The organism is Candidatus Baltobacteraceae bacterium (assembly GCA_036489885.1).
Lineage (GTDB): Bacteria > Vulcanimicrobiota > Vulcanimicrobiia > Vulcanimicrobiales > Vulcanimicrobiaceae > JAFAMS01.
In genome coordinates this window covers 1,277,684-1,296,017 of record DASXEW010000003.1, presented here as the reverse complement: position 1 = coordinate 1,296,017, position 18,334 = coordinate 1,277,684, and the positions used below count along the sequence as shown (strand labels likewise).

Below are 18,334 nucleotides of genomic sequence, written 5' to 3'. Positions count from 1 at the left end.
GCTATCTCAGTTATTTTGCATCCGTCTGAGTCTTAGGTGAGGCACGTCCCCAACATGCGGCAGGTAACGAGCCCAATGCGTTGACAAGCCTATTGCTCTCGACGCTCGATGCAACGCTTCCCTTGTCGCGCCGAGAAGCGGTATCTAACTGTCGACACTTGATGGTCACCGGCAACGACTTGCCTAATTATGGTCGACGCGGAATCGGTAATCGTAGAATCGGATTGCAAGCCGCAATGTGAAACGAGGGCTTCATATCGACGCTCGACCCAGAACCGCCACCGAAACATAAGGCGACGACTCCCACGCGTCGAAGAACATTCGCGTGATAAGCTCTACCGAGAGATACCCGCTTTTTGAGCGCTGAGGACTACTTAGGCCCCGAAGCCAAAGCGCGGATGGAGATCGACCGGCAGCTAGTCGCGTGCGGCTGGACCGTGCAGGACTACAAGCGCATTAACCTGGGCGCAGCGCGTGGAATTGCTGTTCGCGAGTTTGTAATGGGCAGCGGATATGACACTGCTGACTACCTCCTATTCGTTGACCGGAACGCCGTCGGAGTGATCGAAGCGAAGAAAGCGGGTTCTACTTTAACCGGTGTCGAGGCCCAGTCGAGAAAATACATCGACGGATTGCCGCCCACAGTTTCGGCTTTCGTGAAGCCACCTCCATTCGCGTTCGAGTCTACTGGCGTCGAGACACGTTTCACGAATGGATTCGACCCGGATCCTTCGAGCCGCGGTGTATTTACGTTCTACCGTCCCGAGACGCTAGTGGAGATCCTTGGTCAACGAACGACATTGAGAGGACGTCTCCGAGAGCTTCCACCTCTGACTAATGAAGGTTTGTGGCCCGCACAATTCGAGGCTATTCGCAATCTGGAGGAGTCACTCGCGCATGGCCGTCCGCGGGCGCTCATTCAGATGGCGACCGGTTCGGGCAAGACATTCACGGCCGCGAACATCGCCTACCGCCTGATCAAACATGGAGGCGCACGGCGTATCCTCTTTCTTGTTGATCGCGCGAACCTCGGGCGTCAGACAGTTAAAGAGTTTCAGGGATTTTCGACGCCTGGCGATGGACGCAAGGTTACCGAACTCTATAACGTCCAATCCCTTTCGAGTAACCACATCGATGGAGTTTCGAAAGTCGTTATCTCTACGATTCAGCGACTCTACTCCATCCTCAAAGGCGAGTCCGAATTCGCAGAAGACCTCGATGAGGAGTCGCTCTATGATCTGGAGCCGGCGAAACCGGTAGAGGTCGTATACAATCCGGCGGTGCCGATTGAAACTTTTGACGTCATCATCGTCGACGAGGCGCACCGCTCGATCTACGGCCTCTGGCGTCAAGTCCTTGAATACTTCGATGCATTCGTCATCGGTCTAACCGCGACGCCTGGCAAGCAGACGCTTGGATTTTTCAATCAGAATCTCGTGATGGAGTACAGCCATGAGCGCGCTGTGACCGACCGGGTCAACGTCGATTTCGATGTGTACCGCATCTCGACACGCATCACCGAGCAAGGTTCGACAGTCGAAGCTGGCATTGTGACCGAGTTTCGTGATCGTCAGACACGCGCAAGACGCCTTGAACATCTTGACGATGACATTGCCTACGATGCGAGGGCGCTCGACCGCAAGGTCGTTGCAAAGGATCAGATTCGCACGATTGTTAGAAGTTTCCACGACGCGCTTAAGGTCGATCTCTTTCCCGATCGTACTGAAGTACCGAAGACATTAATCTTCGCGAAAGACGACAGCCACGCCGACGACATCGTGCAAATCGTGCGTGAGGAGTTCGGCAAGGGTAACGAATTCGCCGCGAAGATCACTTACAAGTCCGGTTCGCAAGGACAGAAGCCAGAAGACCTCCTTCAGGCCTTTCGCAACAGTTATAACCCACGAATCGCAGTGACTGTCGATATGATCGCGACGGGGACAGACGTCAAGCCAATCGAGTGCGTCGTATTCATGCGGATGGTTCGCTCAAGGCAGTTCTTCGAGCAGATGAAAGGCCGCGGAGTGCGCGTAATTGATCCGACCGACCTGCAAGCCGTCACACCGGATGCAAAGGTAAAAGATCATTTCGTTCTTGTGGATACCGTCGGCGTCACGGATACTGAGCACGACCTTCAGGACACGGCACCTATGGACCGCAAGCCAAATGTCGCCTTCGAGAAACTGCTGCACAATTTGGCCCTCGGGTCGCGTGATCCCGATCTGTTGTCATCAATAGCCTCGCGTCTCGCACGACTCAACGTTCGACTTTCGAAGCCAGACCGCGAAGAACTCGAAGCGGTTGCGAACATTCCGATCACCACGCTTGCAGAGTCACTCGTGGATGCAATTGACTCCGACCGGCATATCGAAGCGGCGAAACTCGCGACGGGTGCATTCGAACCGGGAGACGCGGAGATCCATGCGGCCGCCGACCGAATGATTGCAGCGGCGGTGATCCCGCTGGCCGACAATCCGACGTTCCGCGAAAAGCTCGTGGAAATGCGACGAAGCTACGATCAGGTGATCGACGCGACTTCGGTCGATGAGGTGACGCGCGCCAGCTATTCGAAGGACGCTGCCGACCGCGCCCGCGCAACGGTCGCGTCATTCAGCGCCTACCTGGATGAGCACAAAGACGAGATTACTGCCCTGCAGATTCTCTACAGTCGCCCTTATAAGCAGCGTCTGACGTGGAAGGACGTGAAGGAACTCGCGATCACCATCGGCCGTTCTCCGCAACGTTGGACGCCCGAGATCCTTTGGAACGCCTACGAGATCCTCGACAAATCAAAAGTGCGTGGCTCCGGTCCGCGGGTGCTTGCCGACATCGTGCAGATTGTGCGATACGCGATCGGTGACGACTCGCAACTCGTTGCGTACCCGGAGCGAGTGAAGGGAAACTTCGCGAATTGGCTCGACCAACAGCGTCAAGCAGGACGAACCTTCACTCCCGATCAGATGCAGTGGCTCGAACGAATCCGCGATCACATTGCTGGTAGCCTCGGTGTCTCGAAGGACGACTTCGAGTATACGCCATTCATCGAGCACGGCGGACTTGGTAGGGCCAATGAGGTGTTCGGCGAGAATTTTAGTGCAATTATGGCGGAACTAAATGAAGCGCTGGCGGCTTGAGCCTCAGCATTAGTCCGAAGCAAATCGTCGCGGAGAGCAACTCACCGCTTCTCGCGATAGCAAGTGGCTGGAGCAGAATCCGGCTCGGCGATATCGCCGAGGTAATTAATGGCTTTCCGTTCCCTGCCGTTGGTTTCAATTCAAATGCAAATGGCGAACCCGTTATACGCATCCGAGACGTCGGAAAGACTTCTCCATCGACTTGGTATGTCGGGCCAAGCGACGGAGTGCCACGCGTTCGTCATGGTGAGATCGTAGTTGGAATGGATGGCGAATTTCGCGTTGCCCGCTGGGCTGGTCAGGAAGCGCTCCTAAACCAGCGCGTCTGTACAATACGCGTCAGAGAGTCGGCCATATTGGACGAGCGCTTTCTGTTCCTCGCACTTCCGGGTTATCTGGCAGCCATCAACGAGCGCACGTCGTCAGTTACGGTGAAACACTTATCCTCAAAGACAATCCTAGATATTCCCTTACCACTACCGCCAATGGCCGAACAGCAGCGGATCGTCGAAATCATCGAGGAGCAATTCTCGCGCCTCGACGGCGCTGTAGCAGCACTCGAAGCGGCCCGACGCCGCGTTGAAGCGGGCATCAGTTCTTGCTTCCAGGCTCATTTCGTAGATCCGTCCAAATCTGTGCAACTTGCTCACGTTGCCGAGGTGGTTGGCGGCCTAGCCAAAGACAGCGCAAAGCAGGCTGTCGATGGTCTCGTTGAAGTTCCGTATCTGCGGGTTGCGAATGTGCAGCGAGGTTACCTCGATCTGAGCGATATTGCGACGATCAGGACTACGGAGGCAAAGGTCAATAACCTCAAGCTACTCCCCGGTGACGTCCTGTTTAACGAGGGCGGCGATCGAGACAAGCTTGGTCGTGGCTGGGTATGGGACGGGCAAATCTCAATTTGTATTCATCAAAATCATGTGTTCCGCGCTCGCCTGGATACCGAGAGATATCTGCCTCGATTCGTTTCCCACTACGCGAACACGGTCGGCCGGAAATGGTTTGAGGCCAGAGGCAAGCAAACGACAAACCTTGCGTCACTGAACCTCACAACGCTGAAATCTTTCGACCTTCCTGTTCTCGACATCGAAGAGCAGCGGCGCATAGTAACCGTGGTGGAAGATACACTCTTCATCTACGAGCGGCTCTCTAGCGCTCTGAAAATTTGTGAAGCGAAGCAAAAACAGTTGCGGAAAGCAATTCTTAGCTCAGCACTCTCCGGTCGGCTCATGCGCCGTTTCCAGCAACCCTCGGTCCCAGGCGACGCCCGTTGGATCGCAGTGCCTCAGGGGACCGCAGCGATTGAGCTCTGAATCGACGGGCCTCGTTGGTAGGTTATGGGCATATTGCCACACGCTGCGAGACGACGGGCTATCCTACGGAGACTACGTCGAGCAGCTCACGTATCTGCTTTTCCTCAAGATGGCCGACGAGCTAACGCGGCCGCCGTTCCAGCGTAAGTCGTTCACGCCTGCAGGCCTTGATTGGGCTTCGCTTCTCAGGCTCGATGGCGACGAACTTGAAGTCCATTATCGTCATGTTCTTACTGAACTCGGCCGCCATCCCGGAATGCTTGGGATCGTGTTTCGCAAGGCACAGAACCGCATCCAGGATCCGGCAAAGCTTAAGCGTCTGATTGTCGACCTCATCAATCGCGAGCAATGGATGATGCTTGACGCGGACGTAAAGGGCGACGCTTACGAAGGACTGCTTCAGAAAAACGCCGAGGATACGAAGTCGGGTGCGGGACAGTACTTTACGCCGCGTCCGCTTATTCGTGCGATCGTCGACGTGATGCGGCCGCAGGCAAAAATGACGATCTGCGACCCCGCCTGCGGGACGGGCGGCTTCTTCCTCGCAGCATACGAATACATCGCGAGCAGCGGTGTCCTCGATCCCGATCAGAAGCGGGCACTCCGCGACGAAGCGTTTTCCGGCTGGGAGATTGTCGACAACACCGCGCGCCTGTGCGCGATGAACATGTTGCTTCACGGAATTTCCGCGGCCGACGCCGACAGTCCGATACGCGTCGACGACGCGCTGAAAGCGGACCCCGGCCTGCGCTTCGATATGGTATTGACCAACCCCCCTTTCGGACGCAAATCGTCGGTGACGATTGTCGGAGAGAACGGCGAGTCGCGCCGAGACGACCTAACTGTCGTGCGCGACGATTTCTGGGCGACGACCTCAAACAAGCAGCTTAACTTCGTCCAGCACGTCAAGACCCTGTTAAAGATAGGCGCCCGCGCGTCAGTTGTCGTGCCGGATAATGTCCTCTTCGAAGGCGGCGCTGGCGAAACGATCCGCCGCCGCCTTCTACACGACTGCGACGTTCACACCTTGCTGCGCTTGCCGACCGGCATTTTCTATGCGCAAGGCGTGAAGGCAAACGTCCTGTTTTTCGATCGTAAAGCCGCATCGGAAGCAGCCTCGACACGTGCTCTCTGGGTTTACGACCTGCGTACGAACGTACACGTTACGCTCAAAGAGAACCCGCTGCGCCGTGAGCATCTCGACGACTTTGTGAGCCACTACCGCGCGGATGACCGCGCTGCGCGCGAGGAATCCGAGCACTTCCGCTGCTTCAGCTACGACGAACTGATCGCGCGCGACAAGGTGAGTCTGGACCTTTTCTGGTTGCGCGACGACTCGATCGGAGATGCCGCGAACCTTCCCGAACCACGCGTTCTCGCCGCTGAGATCGTCGAAGACCTCCAAGCCGCCGTTGCCGAGTTTGCGGAAGTTGCCGCTTCGCTGGTGGCTATAGGGAAACGGTCTGAGGAAGACAGCCCGGGGAAATGACGATCGAACCTTTTTTCATTACGGTGCGACGCAATAATCCTAAGTGGTTTCCCTAAGAAAATTAAAACGTCGACTGCAGCCCCGCCGCGGGGCCTTGCCAGGCTGCGGTCATTTGCTCGCCAACTCCAGTGGCATCGGCGGCCTTCCCCTCGGCTCCGAGCGTGCGCTCAAGGCCGAAAAGCGCACGCGCGTCACGCGGTGTGCGAACTAGCTCGGCGCGGAACGCAGCCTCGGCGTCGGTTGTGTTACGGCTTCGCAGCAATATCCACCCAAGCCATTCGCCGGCTGGGAAGTACCACGCGGGGAAAACTTCTGGTGGCCATTGCGCCGAACCCGCGATCACGTCGCGCAGCTCGTGACTCGCTGTCGACACATTGCCTTGTAGATAGTCGACGCGGGCGGAAAGCATCTCCACCAACAAGTTCGGCCATTTTCCGCCCTTGCCGACACTCTCACGAAGTGCGGCGAGCTCGCCTTCGGCTCCGGGGAGATTGTGCTCGGATGCAAACGCGATACCGCGCGCATAGTGGTACGGCCACGCCGATCGCCAGAGCGGCATCTTCGGATCGGGAGCGCCCATGGAGAGCACCTTCGACCATTCGCCGAGCCGGGCGTAGATGAGCAGCGCGACGTCGCTATTGTTCTCCCATTCGAGATCGGCACCGCGTTCGGCGTCGGCGACATCGCCGATCATGAGCGCGCCACCCGAATAGAAGTCCAGATTGTGATAGAAATAGTCGAGCTTGCCGGGAGTGACGCCGATTGACTTCGCGTATTCGAGGTCTTCTCCAACGGCGGTTCGACCCGTCTCCACTATTCCCGCATAGTCTCCGACGTCGAGATACGTATGACCGGCCATGTGGTTGAGATGCGACGCAGCAGGCTCTGCCGGGAAATTTGCGAGGCGATCGGCCTCTAGGATCGCGTCCTTCGCGACACTCGTGTAGTCGTGCAAGTGCACGAAGTAGTGATTGGCGCCTGGGTGCAGATAGTTGTGCGTAATTACCGTCTTAAGAATATCTGACAGCTCCGCCGTCTTGCCGATCGGCTTGCCTTTACTGTCGTAGCCCCAGTCGTCGACGTCCATGCAACTCTCGACGTACAGCGTCGCGACGTCGTCGTCGCTCGGATAATCCTTATAGACGGCGGCCATCGCGTCGCGATACTTCTTGCCATCTGGTTCTTTCGCCCCAGCGGGATAACGCGTGGCAACAGCCGCAATCAGGCGCTGTTCTTCTGGCATCGCGTTTGCCGAAAGCGCATTCGCATTCTTGAGTGCTTCCGCGACCGTCTTCCAATTTTCCGCAGTCATGCCGTAATTGAGATTCGGTCCGGCTGCAAGCGCTACGCCCCACCAGGCGATCGCGAGCTTCGGATCTGCCGCGGCTGCTTCGCGGAAGCGTTTCTGCGCTTCGCCGCGACTGAAGGCGTAGACGAGCGTGAGGCCTTCATCGAACAGTTCTTGCGCGGCGGGATTCGCCGTCGACACTTGATGGTGCACGAGCGCTTTTTGCACGGTCTCCGCACCAGCCGCAACAGGCGCGAGCGCGAGCATCGCGCACACGAGCGTCCGCGCGACAAGAGTTATCCACATGAAAGAAACACCACATTCATATCGAAGCCGCATCGTCCACATATGCCGGAATTGACGCCTGAAGGCCTACGCGACATGCTTGGCCCAGAATTCGAAGCCGTGACCGGGCGAATCCTGGACAGCGAGTCACGCCTGCGCACCGAGATGACGCGGCGCTTCGATCGTGTCGACGTCCGTTTCGATGACCTCCGCAGCGAACTCAAGGGCGAGATCGGCGAGCTGCGGACTGAACTTACGAGCGAGATCGGCGGTCTCAGGACCGAGATCGGCGACATTACGGGCGAGATCCGCGAGCTCAAAGACTTGATCGTGACGAACGTCAAGCGCTAGACCAAGCGCATCTGTCGCTGCGGTTCCATCGTCAGACCAGCGACACGCACGCCGAGTAAGCGCACGCGATCGCCGGCAAGCTCGACGCGCCGCAGACACAGCAATGCCGTGTCACCGATAACGCCGGCATCGTCGGTCGGTTCGGCACGGCTCGTTTGGCGACCGGTGATCGAAAAGTCCGCACGCTTGATCTTGACGCCGATCGTCGTTCCGGAAAGTCCGTGCTTTTGCAAGCGCTGGGCGACGTCGGTTGCAAGCTCGCGAATCACTTCGGCCATCTTCGCCTCCTCGCTGACATCATGTTCGAAGGTCGTTTCGCTTGAGACCGAGCGCGTCTCGCGATCGCTCTCGACCGTGCGCGTGTCGATGCCTTGCGCCAGCTCGCGCATCGATTTGCCGCCGCGACCGAAGAGCTCGTACAAGCTCTGATCATCGAGCACCGCGATCTGACCGATCGTCGTGATGCCGGCTTCATTTAAATGTGCACGCGTCTTGGGGCCGACGCCCCAGAGCCGGCCGACGTCCATTTGCGAGAGATAGAATGCTTCGGTTCCCGGCTCGACGAGCGCGAGGCCATCGGGCTTGCACGAATCGGACGCGATCTTCGCGACCATCTTGCCGGTGGCAACGCCGGCGCTCACCGTCAAGCCGACTTCGGCTTTCACGCGCGCGCGAATCTGCTTGGCGAACTCGACGGCTTCTTCTGCGACCGTGGTCTTCGGATCGACGAAGGCTTCGTCGAGCGACAGTCCTTCGACAGCGCGTCCGCCTTCGCCGAAGATGCCGAAGACTGCGTCGGACGCGGCGCGGTACTTCGTGAAATCCGGCGGCACGACGAGAAGCTGCGGACATAGCTGCAGCGCGCGATGCAGCGGCATTGCGGAGCGCACACCGAACGGGCGCGCTTCGTACGATGCCGTCAGACACACGGAGCGGCGCGAATTCCACGCAATCGCGAGCGGTTTGCCGCGCAGCGACGGATCGTCGCGCTGCGCGACGCTCGCGTAGAACGCGTCGATGTCGAAATGCGCGATCACTTAACCGCCAACGTTCGCTGCTTGACTTTCGAGGTAGGAATTCTTACCATACAAGTATGAAGAGCATCGTCAGCGAGAAGGGGCAGGTGACGATTCCCAAGCCCCTTCGGGACAGCTTGGCCATAGGTCCGGGCACAGAGCTTGAATTCGAGGAAGAGCACGGCAAGCTTGTCGCACGGCGCGTGTCTAAGCGCGATCCGCTGAGCGCCCTAGTCGGAGTGTTGCCTCGCATGGACGTCGACGCCGCACTCGAGGAGCTGCGAGGCCCGGCCTGGAGCCGTGAGCTGGACGATACTCGTGGTAACCGCGGTCGATAGCTCGGTGCTCTTGGACGTCCTCACGGACGACCCGAAACACCGAGCTTCCTCGCTATCCGCGTTGCGTTCCGCGTTCGAGGCGGGTCGCCTGATCGTGTGTCCCGTTGTTTGGGCAGAGATGCGCGGCTTCTTCGAAGACGCGGAGCGCATGCAGCGCTCGTTCATAGACGCTCAGATCCAATTCGACTCTTTCGATCAGCAATGTGCTGATGTGGCGGGACAGCATTGGTCTGAGTATCGTCGCAGCGGCGGGGCGCGCACGCGTTTGATTGCGGACTTCCTGATCGGCGCGCATGCGTACGTTCGCGGCGGCCGGCTCCTTACGCGCGATCGTGGATTCTTTCGGCGCTATTTTTCGGAACTTCAAATTCTGAATTGATTACTTGGAAGCAACGGACATCCGGGAAAGGATGAACCGGCGTCGAATTCGCGCGGCGTAGATCGGAGGACCGGATGGCGCTGCTCGTTCGGATCGCCTTATGCCTATCTCTTATTTTTTCGTGCGCGCCCCTTGAGGTGAGCCCGGCAACGCCGAGTGGCTTCGATCCCGCCCAAGGCATTGCACCCCCCGTGCCCGCGCACAATGCAATTGTCTACATCACGCAATCTTCGTCAGCTGACGAATTCAACAGCGTTTCATCAACAGTTATCAACGATCAACCGGCGCAATCGGCGCAACCGGCGATCGGAGGAATACTATCGGGATTGATAAGCTCGTTTCTCGGTAACCAGTTCAGCACTACGGTCGCGAGCATGGGGCCTGCCGTTGCTCCTCTTGCGCCAAAGTTAGGCGAGCTGTACGCCGGAATGCTGATGCCGTCCAACGCTACGAGCACGGGCGCGAGCGCGACCCCGAGCTCTCACGTGGAGCAAGTGACCACAACCTTGCCGAAACTTGAGTTTCTTCGCACGCAGACGTTCACTGTCTCGGCGGCCGCATCTCGTCAAGATACGATCACCGAAAGAGACGGCAAGGTCGTCGCAAACACTTCGATTATCTATTTGCCTGCAAAGAACGTCGTTCTCGAACTCGACAACCTCAAAAGAACCTACAAGCTACGGCAGTTGCGAGTGGGGGAGCCATCGTTCAGTGGCCACGCCGCCTATCAATCACCTCCGTGCGTAAAAGTCGCTCGATTTTCAGACGGAAGGACAAAGATCGTAGGCGGGCTGCTCGCTCACCACGGCATCTCGTCGTCTGAATTTCTTCCCGGAGTAGCAGGCTGCCTTACGGAGGGGCATGCATCGTCGGCGGGAGACGGCTGGACTGCGTATATCGATCCTATAACCGGATCAGATATGGGAGAGCAACAAGAACCCTTCCGCGGGCTACCTGTTGCAGTTGGCAACTTGAGCGTCCTACGACTCACGACGGCGCATCCTACTCAGTCGACAACAATGACTATTCGAAGTCTTGGGGCGCTCGAGTCGTACAAGGGCCTTGTCCCGGTCGACGATGCCATTTTTGGAGTGCCCGACGGCTATCAACCGTCGCTGTAAGATTATTTCAGCTACGGAGATAGCGCGCGAAGAACTCGGCGACGATCTTGAGCGCGTCCGCGTGGGCCTCGGGGTTCTCGCCTTCGATTGGTACAACGCCCGCGCTCGTCGTGAAACCCGGCGACGAATGGACGGCCATGCCTGGCCAATCGAAATCGTGATACGCGCCGGGATAAATTTTAAGTCGCGTGTTCGGGCTGTCTTTTAGCGCGATTGCACATGGGCCGGCCGGCGTCCAGACATCGCTTCCGCCAACGAGTACGAGCAGCGGGATCGTACTCGACCAACCCTCACCGAGACGCAGAGTCGAGCACGAACCGGGATAGAATGCTACTGCGGCCGCAAAACCCGAGGGATTGTGCGGAGCGCGCGTGCCGACCGACAGCAATGTCACGCCGCCGCCGTTCGACCAACCCATTACGCCGATGTGTTTGGAGGCGATGTCGGGACGCGACTGGAGATATGCGAGGCCGGCATATGCATCGTACGGTCGCGCTGCATAGACGGTGTCGCTCCAGGTCTTCGGCGAGCAAACACTCTTGACGCCACGCGGAGTGAAGCTGTCGACCATCAGCACGGTGTAGCCAAGGTTGTTCAGGACTTTCGCCCACGCAGTTTGGCGCGATTCGGGTTTGTGTGTGGAGCGCGACATCAACCCGCCGCATCCGTGCAAGAAAACAACGGCGGCGTGTTGTCCCGGTGTTGAGGGCAGATACAGGTAGCCGTCGAGTTCTACCGTGCTCGCGGGGATCGTCGGGAAGTGGACGATCTCTTGACTATTGGCGCGCGCGTATGACGTGCATATAAGGAAGAGAGCGAACATTATCGCGGTCCCTCGACTACGGGCGCTGCGCGCCCTACGCTCGGAATGACAAAGCAACACTATCGTGCCTCTCCACACCGTGCCATGCCACATCGCGCCGCTGCTCGCGATCGTCGCGTGAGGCGGCCCTTTGCGCGTAATAGGACTCTGGCGGCAATCGTACGTGCGCCCGGTAACGCGCGCGTGGTACGTGCGCCCGATAATGCGTGCATTACCGCGCTCCCTCGACTACGGGCGCTGCGCGCCCTACGCTCGGGATGACAAATCATATACATCTTCCGCCGTCGACTTCGATGGCGACGCCGGTAAGCAGCTCGGCTTCATCGGATGCGAGAAACGCTGCCATGTTCGCGATATCGCGCGGCTTCGAGAGACGGCCGAGCGGGACGGTGCTGCGGAACTTCTCGCGCAGTTCGGGCGTGTCGCCGCCCATGAATTCTTTGAGCAGCGGCGTTTCGCCCGCGACCGGATTGATCGCGGTGACGCGAATGTTATCCGGCGCGAGCTCGATCGCAAGCGCGCGCGTCATCGTAATCGCGGCGCCTTTCGATGAATTGTAGACGACAAGCCCAGGACGCGGGCGCACGCCCGCGGTCGAGCAGATATTGATGATCACGCCGCCGCCTTGCTTGCGATAGATCGGCACCATCTCGAGCGCCGAAAGAAAAATCGCCTTGACGTTCACGGCGAAGATCTTGTCGAACCACTCTTCTTCGATCTCGAGCACCGGCTTGTTGGTATGCGTGATACCGGCATTGTTCACGTAGACGTCGATCTTATCGTACGCAACCAGCGTGCCGTAGACCGCGGCTGCGATCTCTTCGCGTTTGCTCACGTCGCAGCGAAAGAACTTGCCGCCGATCTCATCCGCGACGCGCTTGCCGCCCTCCGCATTCACGTCAAGGACGGCGACTTGCGCGCCTTCTTCCTTGAATTTCCGGCAGATCTCCGCACCGAATCCGGAGCCGCCGCCGGTCACGATCGCAACTTTGCCTGAGAGACGCATGGACCGGGGTCTTTCGACGCTCGAACGTCGAACGTCTTGCAGCATGAAACCGCTTGCAGACGTCCGCATCCTCGCGGTCGAGCAGTACGGCGCCGGACCGTGGGGCACGATCCATCTCGCCGACCTCGGCGCGGACGTGATCAAGATCGAAGACCCGCGCACGAACGGCGACGTCTCGCGCTACGTCCCGCCGCATCAGACCGGCTCGGACAGCCTATTCTTCGAAGCATTCAATCGCAACAAGCGCACCCTCGATCTCGATTTACTCTCCGACGCCGGACGCGCCGTGTTTCTCGATCTTGTGCGCAAGAGCGATGCGGTCTTCTCGAATTTGCGCGGCGACATTCCGAAAAAGCTACGCATCACGTATGACGATCTCAAAGACGCGAATCCGCGCATCGTGTGCTGCTCGCTCTCCGGCTTCGGTATGACCGGACCGCGCAGTAAAGATCCCGCCTACGACTACATTCTGCAAGGCATCGCGGGTTGGATGAGCGTCACGGGCGAGCCCGATGGGCCGCCGACAAAATCCGGACTCTCCGTCGTCGACTTTGCGGGCGGCTACGTCGCCGCGCTCGCGCTGATGATCGGCATTCACGCCGCGCGACGCGACGGCAAAGGCGTGGATTGCGACACGAGTCTGTTCGACGTTGCAATCGGGATGACGAATTATCTCGCAACCTGGAATCTCTCTGCCGGCGACGTTCCCGAGCGCATCGGACACTCGGCGCATCCCTCGATCTTTCCGTTCCAGAATTTTCAGACTGCCGACGGTTGGATCGTGATCGCATGCGCCAAGCAAAAGTTTTGGGAGCGATTTGCCGAGACGATCGGACGCGGCGATCTGGCGCAGAATGCGCGCTACGCGGATTTCACCGCACGCCGCGAGCACCGCGCCGAGCTACAAGCGATCATCGCACCGGTTATGCTTGCGAAGAAGTCAGCCGACTGGCTCGCAATCCTGAGTGGAGCCGGCGTGCCGTGCGGTCCCGTCAACACGATCCCCGAAGCGCTGGCCGAGCCGCACACGACCGCGCGCGACATGATCGTCGAATACGATCACCCGACGCTCGGGCGCGTGCGTTCGGTCGGAACACCCGTCAAAGTCGGCGCGGAAGTCCCCGAAGCGCATCGCGCGCCGCTGCGCAACGAGCACGCTGCGACGATCTTGCGCGATCTCTTAGATTACGACGATACGAAGATCGCGAAGCTTGGCGGCGAAGGTGCTTTCGGTCAGGTGTACGCCAAGATTTGAGATAGAATGCTGATCGTTGAATTCGAAAAAGCAAACCCACCGCCCCGCGTCGAGGCGAAAAATGGATCGATCGAATGGTATAGCCGCGAAGATGGCGATGGGCTTCTCGCCGTGACGAACGAACGTACAATCGACGCGCCCTCCGGCAAGACGCATGCAGTTACGCCGTTATTCACCCGCGGCGAATATGGCGCGGCAGCAGGGCCCCATCTATTCTATCTCGCGCTGCGCGTCCCCGAAGATTATCGTAACGAGTTTCTGGCGTGGTATGAATCCGAACACTTGCCGATGCTGCTCGAGGCAAAGGGTTGGGACGGCTGCCGATTCGTGGAAGAGCCAGTCAATGACGGCTTGCTTTTCCACGCCTTACATCAACTGCGAGACTTGAGCGCCCTTGAATCGGCGGAGCGGAAGCGCTCGCGGGCGACGCCGTGGTTTGGGCGTCTTGCGAAGAATGCTTGGTTTGATTCAGGCTTCGTTCGGTCGATTTATCGTCGGATTACGCCCTAGCCGCGGGCGCCTGATTTAACAAAGCGAGTTTATCCGCCACCTCACGGTACGCGTCCGCGTCATGAGGAGCTTCGCCTCTCTCCAGAATGACGGGCCAGACCGCTGCGTACTTACGGTTAAGCTCAACCCATGTAGCGGTTCCAGCTACGGCGTCCGAAACGATTGCATCGACCGGGCACGCCGTCTCACATGCCGCGCAATCGATACACGTCAGTTGATCGATGACGAGCATATTTTCGCCTTCGCGAAAGCAATTCACCGGGCAGGTGGAGACGCAGTCCATGTACTTGCATCGAATGCAGCTCTCCGTTACGACGTAAGACATGCCTACCTCACCACTTGGCGTTCAAGACAAACGGAATGGGCGGAGCTTCGTTCAGGTCCTCGGGGGGAAGGCCGGCGTACCGCATGTCGGCCTCGCTAATCGAAGGCATCGTCGGCTGGATGCCGTCATAATATTTGGTGTTGATGACGAAACGATTGCATCCCGCGCAATAAGTATCAACACCAAACCGCTCGGTAATTTCCTTGAGCCTCATGAAGATGTAGATCATCTCGCGTACGCTGGGCGGCCGTTGATCTTCGAGCGCCGTTCCCTTGAGCGGAACGAAGACGAAGATCGTCGGGATGACGCCCATCGATGCGAGATGCGTGATCCCATTCACCGTGCTCTGTACAGGCTCGAGCCCAGCCAAGAGATTCGCATTCGCATGTCCGGTTCCGAACGTCCGGACCATGTACCGGATCATCTTGTCATATTTTGCGTGACCGGGAATCCCGTTCTCGATGTCTTTCACTTTACCGGGGCAGAGACGCGCGAACAATTGCGGATCGAAAATCTCGTAGTTGTAACCAACCATGTCGGCGCCCGCTTCAAAGAGCATATCGACGTAACGCTCGTCGTCGGGTGGCGCAATCGTCAGGCGAAGCCAGTTGTCCGGAAACGCTTCTTTTATAGGCTTCAGGAATTTTGCATGCACTTTGGCTCCACGATCCGGTGGCGGCGTCGAGCCGCCCGCGAACACCGGGCCATGGCGAAAGAATGGATGCTTACGCGCCTCGGCAATCGTTTCAAGAAAGTCTTCCGGCGTCTTCGGAAATGCGTCCCGACCAGACTCGAGATTCTGATCGATCCCGCAAAAACGGCATTCCGTTCCTTTGTACTCTTCGAGGAAACGCCCGAAGTACAAGCAATGCGGAAATATTGTCGCACCGCCGAAATCGCCCGTCATCGGCATGATGTTCCGCATAGGTAGACCGCGCGACGTCTTCATCTCATAGTAGTGCGGACGCGCTGGTAAGATCGCGTTCATGAGGCGTTCGGCTTTGGCGTTGTCGTCTAAACACTGCCAGCGGCCATCGTCGAGGAGACGCGCCGGCTTCTTGCCGATGTAGAATTGATCTCCGTCGAGCTCGAGCGTAAAGGGAGTGCCTGCGGTGAAATGCCCGTTCACTGCTTCGCCGACCGGCACGCCGACGTAGACTTTGCCCGGCTCTAAAATCATGTCCAGCGGATGCTTACCGACCGCGCCGACAGCGTGATCCGGCTTTTGCGTTTTCCCGATCCGCTCCGCGGCGTTCGGCGCCACGCGTAAGCCTTGCGCGAGCAGCTCGAACTTGAGGATGACCGGATGGTAGCGCTGCGTTCGCTTCTGAAACCGCGGATCGTCGGCCCCAACTGGTTTCTCCGCCGGCCTTTCCGTTGTCGTTGCCACGGCCATCGCTTCCCCCTGGTTCTTCTAGAGCATTGGACTTGTTAAAGGGGTATTTCTCTAGATGTTATTGAAGAACCTGTGAGTTCTCTAGAGGTTTGATAAGATGCCGCTACAGAAGCCGCGCGCAACAGTTCCACTCTGGGCCCAAATCGCCGGCGTCCTTCGGCAACGCATAGCCCAAGGGCAGGACACGGACTTCAGTGATACGGCGCTCGTCGCGGAGTTCAAGGTGAGCCCGATGACGGTACGCCAGGCCGTTCAGGATCTCGTCGCCGAGGGACTACTCGTGCGCCAACGCGGTCGCGGAACATTCATCGCGCGCACACCGGTTCAGGGCTCTTTGAACTCGCTCGAACGGTATCTCGAGCGCTGGCGGTTTCCGGGGCGCGACTTTAGAGTCGAGATCCTGAAGCGGAATCTCGTCGCGGCGAACATGTGGCTTGCAAGTCAGCTCGGCGTCGAACCCGGAACGCTCGTTGCGTATATTCGGAGACGACGATTCGTCGATGGGTATGCCGTCGCGCTCGACAATCGCTATCTTCCTGCAGATATCAACGCAGATCTCAGCGATGAAGAAATTCTCGAGACCGGTGTCATGAGATTGATTCAACAACGTCTCGCCGGCCGGCTGCGTCAGGCTACGCTTACGATTCGCGCTTCCACGGTCTCCGAGGAGGAAGCACAACTCCTTGGTCTCGCTATCGGAGCGCCCGTACTCGATCGCGACCTTCGCTTAGAAACGGAAGACGGCCGAATCGTGATGACTGGAAATTCTTTGTATCATCCCGATCGCTTCGTTTACGCCGCAACATTTGAAATAGACTCAAAAACACCAAGAGCATAGCGCTACCAGCGCTTCGAGGGGACGTCAATGCGCATTGGTCTTGTTTTCCTGACGGCTGCAATCGTTTTCACACTCGGCACGCAGCCGAAGCCTGTCTCTTCGAGCGACGCGTGGCCGACGAAAGCCGTTTCCATCTATGTCGGCTATCCGGTAGGCACGCCGGCAGACCTTGAAGCGCGACAGTTGGCGCAGGGACTACGCAAAATATTAGGACAGCCTGTCGTCGTCGTCGACGTTCCCGGTGGTAATGCCGAGATATCGCTCAAGGATATCTTGGAGCTGCCGGCCGACGGTTACTCGTTTCTTTTCGTGACGAAAGACTCGACCTATCCGTGGGCCAATCCGAAGACGTCGTATCCCGTGAGCGACTTCCAAGCAATTGCGGAGCTCACTGCTGAGGCGACATCGTTTTACGTGCGCAGCGACAGCCCGTTCAAGACGCTTCCCGACCTCGTCGATTACGCGCGCAAGAATCCCGGAAGGCTAACCGTATCAACGTTTGGCACGTTGAGCGCGCTCGCGCAGGATGTTGCAAAGCTCGAGACCGCCGCAAAAATTGACCTCAAGTGCGTACCCTATGGAGGCGGCCCGGCGCAAGTCGCCGCCGTCTTGGGAGGACACGCGGACGCGGGCCTCGGTACGACGAGCAACTTCTACAACTTGACGAAGGCCGGTAAGATTCGCATTCTTGCCGTCGCTTCGCCGGTCCATCCCTATCCATTTCTTCCCGACGTTCCGACGCTTTCGCAATACGGTTACGACTTCACGGATTTCTTTTGGCGCGGTATCGTAGCACGTCGCGGCACTCCCGACGATTTCGTCCAACGCATGGCACAAGCGATCAAGAGCGTTACGACGACGCAAGAATGGAAAGACTACGAACAGCGTCAGGTCCAGGTTGGCACCTACGCGGGACCCGTTGACTTCGGGAAGACGCTCGTGAACGACGTGGACGAAGCACGCCGCGCGAATCCCGCCGTCTGCGGTAAGTAATGATGGGCGTCGAGCGCAGGCTCTCGGTTTTCAAACGAGCCTGCTATTTCGGCACTGCAGTGATCGGGGCCGGCGCGCTTGCCGCCAGCCAAACCTTTGATCCAACGCGTCAATTTGGCACCTACGGCCCCGCGCTTCTCCCATCTATCCTTGGAGCCGGTCTCGTTTTGCTCGGTATTGCCGGACTCATTCGCCCTGCACGAGTAACGCAGAGCGAGACTGAGTACGATCCAAAACAATTCGCCAGCGCCATTTTGGTCATGATCGTCTACGTCGCGCTCTTCCGACCTCTTGGATTTCTCCTCGACACGATGATCGCTTCCGTTTTGCTCGTCGTCTTCACGGTGCGCGAGCACCGGCGGGTGGCGCTCGTCGGACTCGTCGCCTTCGTTGCGCTCGTTTACTTCTTGCTTCACAACGTATTGCAGACGCAATTCCCCACACCGCCGTGGCTCAACCTCGGGTTCCTATGAC

17 protein-coding genes are annotated in these 18,334 nt (G+C 58.4%); 11 read left to right on the top strand and 6 right to left on the bottom strand.

Annotated elements, in window-relative coordinates; all coding sequences use genetic code 11:
* The first annotated feature begins 398 nt into the window (after positions 1–398).
* Genes VGG22_12295 through VGG22_12285 form a run of 3 tightly spaced genes read left to right on the top strand, consistent with a single transcriptional unit; the run spans position 399 to position 5,936 of the window.
* Positions 399–3,134 carry a type I restriction-modification enzyme R subunit C-terminal domain-containing protein gene (locus VGG22_12295; GenBank protein ID HEY1729149.1) on the top strand — a complete coding sequence of 912 codons (2,736 nt, stop codon included), beginning with the start codon at positions 399–401 and terminating at the stop codon, positions 3,132–3,134.
* Positions 3,131–4,447: a restriction endonuclease subunit S gene (locus tag VGG22_12290; protein HEY1729148.1), complete on the top strand. Its 1,317-nt coding sequence runs from the start codon at positions 3,131–3,133 to the stop codon at positions 4,445–4,447. The genes VGG22_12295 and VGG22_12290 overlap by 4 nt, the downstream gene beginning before the upstream one ends.
* Positions 4,437–5,936, top strand: a complete 1,500-nt coding sequence (locus VGG22_12285; GenBank protein HEY1729147.1) for a class I SAM-dependent DNA methyltransferase — start codon at positions 4,437–4,439, stop codon at positions 5,934–5,936. The genes VGG22_12290 and VGG22_12285 overlap by 11 nt, the downstream gene beginning before the upstream one ends.
* Before the next feature lie 61 nt (positions 5,937–5,997).
* Here VGG22_12285 and VGG22_12280 read toward each other — a convergent pair whose 3' ends face one another.
* The gene (locus tag VGG22_12280) at positions 5,998–7,530 is read right to left on the bottom strand and encodes a hypothetical protein (protein ID HEY1729146.1); all 1,533 of its coding nucleotides are present in this window, start codon (positions 7,528–7,530) and stop codon (positions 5,998–6,000) included.
* A gap of 99 nt (positions 7,531–7,629) precedes the next feature.
* Here VGG22_12280 and VGG22_12275 point away from each other — a divergent pair, with 99 nt between their 5' ends.
* Positions 7,630–7,860 (top strand): hypothetical protein, encoded by a 231-nt coding sequence (locus VGG22_12275; GenBank protein HEY1729145.1) that lies wholly within the window; start codon positions 7,630–7,632, stop codon positions 7,858–7,860.
* Here the strand turns inward: VGG22_12275 and dinB are convergent.
* Complete coding sequence (gene dinB, locus VGG22_12270; protein HEY1729144.1) at positions 7,857–8,897, bottom strand: DNA polymerase IV; 1,041 nt, start codon at positions 8,895–8,897, stop codon at positions 7,857–7,859. The genes VGG22_12275 and dinB overlap by 4 nt on opposite strands.
* A 279-nt stretch (positions 8,898–9,176) precedes the next feature.
* Between dinB and VGG22_12265 the strand changes: the two genes are divergently transcribed.
* A complete protein-coding gene (locus VGG22_12265; protein ID HEY1729143.1) occupies positions 9,177–9,593 on the top strand; it encodes a PIN domain-containing protein in 417 nt (138 codons plus the stop codon).
* A 74-nt stretch (positions 9,594–9,667) separates the two neighbouring features.
* Positions 9,668–10,714: a hypothetical protein gene (locus VGG22_12260; protein ID HEY1729142.1), complete on the top strand. Its 1,047-nt coding sequence runs from the start codon at positions 9,668–9,670 to the stop codon at positions 10,712–10,714.
* 7 nt (positions 10,715–10,721) lie between these two features.
* Here the strand turns inward: VGG22_12260 and VGG22_12255 are convergent, their stop codons facing one another.
* Together VGG22_12255 and VGG22_12250 are read right to left on the bottom strand one after the other, a co-directional pair.
* Positions 10,722–11,537: a dienelactone hydrolase family protein gene (locus VGG22_12255; GenBank protein HEY1729141.1), complete on the bottom strand. Its 816-nt coding sequence runs from the start codon at positions 11,535–11,537 to the stop codon at positions 10,722–10,724.
* A gap of 265 nt (positions 11,538–11,802) precedes the next feature.
* Entirely contained in the window at positions 11,803–12,543 is a 741-nt protein-coding gene (locus tag VGG22_12250; protein ID HEY1729140.1) for a glucose 1-dehydrogenase, read from the bottom strand.
* Positions 12,544–12,586: 43 nt separating this feature from the next.
* Between VGG22_12250 and VGG22_12245 the strand changes: the two genes are divergently transcribed.
* Entirely contained in the window at positions 12,587–13,798 is a 1,212-nt protein-coding gene (locus tag VGG22_12245) for a CoA transferase (GenBank protein ID HEY1729139.1), read from the top strand.
* Between the two features lie 6 nt (positions 13,799–13,804).
* A complete protein-coding gene (locus VGG22_12240) occupies positions 13,805–14,308 on the top strand; it encodes a hypothetical protein (protein HEY1729138.1) in 504 nt (167 codons plus the stop codon).
* Here VGG22_12240 and VGG22_12235 read toward each other — a convergent pair.
* Together VGG22_12235 and VGG22_12230 are read right to left on the bottom strand one after the other, a co-directional pair.
* Positions 14,298–14,633 carry a ferredoxin family protein gene (locus tag VGG22_12235; protein HEY1729137.1) on the bottom strand — a complete coding sequence of 112 codons (336 nt, stop codon included), beginning with the start codon at positions 14,631–14,633 and terminating at the stop codon, positions 14,298–14,300. The genes VGG22_12240 and VGG22_12235 overlap by 11 nt on opposite strands.
* A gap of 7 nt (positions 14,634–14,640) precedes the next feature.
* Complete coding sequence (locus VGG22_12230; protein HEY1729136.1) at positions 14,641–16,023, bottom strand: radical SAM protein; 1,383 nt, start codon at positions 16,021–16,023, stop codon at positions 14,641–14,643.
* Positions 16,024–16,126: 103 nt separating this feature from the next.
* On the opposite strand from VGG22_12230, the gene VGG22_12225 reads away from it, so the two are divergent.
* From VGG22_12225 to VGG22_12215, 3 genes are read left to right on the top strand one after another with little or no spacing between them, the layout of a single operon-like run.
* Positions 16,127–16,867 carry a GntR family transcriptional regulator gene (locus tag VGG22_12225; GenBank protein HEY1729135.1) on the top strand — a complete coding sequence of 247 codons (741 nt, stop codon included), beginning with the start codon at positions 16,127–16,129 and terminating at the stop codon, positions 16,865–16,867.
* Between the two features lie 27 nt (positions 16,868–16,894).
* Positions 16,895–17,860: a tripartite tricarboxylate transporter substrate binding protein gene (locus VGG22_12220; protein ID HEY1729134.1), complete on the top strand. Its 966-nt coding sequence runs from the start codon at positions 16,895–16,897 to the stop codon at positions 17,858–17,860.
* Positions 17,860–18,333, top strand: coding sequence for a tripartite tricarboxylate transporter TctB family protein (locus VGG22_12215; GenBank protein ID HEY1729133.1), 474 nt, complete (start codon positions 17,860–17,862; stop codon positions 18,331–18,333). Before VGG22_12220 ends, VGG22_12215 begins: the two co-directional genes overlap by 1 nt.
* The last annotated feature ends 1 nt before the right edge of the window (position 18,334 follow it).

What these genes read in the sequence shown, in the direction of transcription:
- VGG22_12250 (HEY1729140.1), bottom strand. Translation starts at nt 12,543, where the DNA reads ATGCGTCTCTCAGGCAAAGTTGCGATCGTGACCGGCGGCGGCTCCGGA.
- VGG22_12215 (HEY1729133.1), top strand. Translation starts at nt 17,860, where the DNA reads ATGATGGGCGTCGAGCGCAGGCTCTCGGTTTTCAAACGAGCCTGCTAT.
- VGG22_12295 (HEY1729149.1), top strand. Translation starts at nt 399, where the DNA reads ATGGAGATCGACCGGCAGCTAGTCGCGTGCGGCTGGACCGTGCAGGAC.
- VGG22_12245 (HEY1729139.1), top strand. Translation starts at nt 12,587, where the DNA reads ATGAAACCGCTTGCAGACGTCCGCATCCTCGCGGTCGAGCAGTACGGC.
- VGG22_12255 (HEY1729141.1), bottom strand. Translation starts at nt 11,537, where the DNA reads ATGTTCGCTCTCTTCCTTATATGCACGTCATACGCGCGCGCCAATAGT.
- VGG22_12280 (HEY1729146.1), bottom strand. Translation starts at nt 7,530, where the DNA reads ATGTGGATAACTCTTGTCGCGCGGACGCTCGTGTGCGCGATGCTCGCG.
- VGG22_12220 (HEY1729134.1), top strand. Translation starts at nt 16,895, where the DNA reads ATGCGCATTGGTCTTGTTTTCCTGACGGCTGCAATCGTTTTCACACTC.
- VGG22_12235 (HEY1729137.1), bottom strand. Translation starts at nt 14,633, where the DNA reads ATGTCTTACGTCGTAACGGAGAGCTGCATTCGATGCAAGTACATGGAC.
- VGG22_12260 (HEY1729142.1), top strand. Translation starts at nt 9,668, where the DNA reads ATGGCGCTGCTCGTTCGGATCGCCTTATGCCTATCTCTTATTTTTTCG.
- VGG22_12240 (HEY1729138.1), top strand. Translation starts at nt 13,805, where the DNA reads ATGCTGATCGTTGAATTCGAAAAAGCAAACCCACCGCCCCGCGTCGAG.
- VGG22_12225 (HEY1729135.1), top strand. Translation starts at nt 16,127, where the DNA reads ATGCCGCTACAGAAGCCGCGCGCAACAGTTCCACTCTGGGCCCAAATC.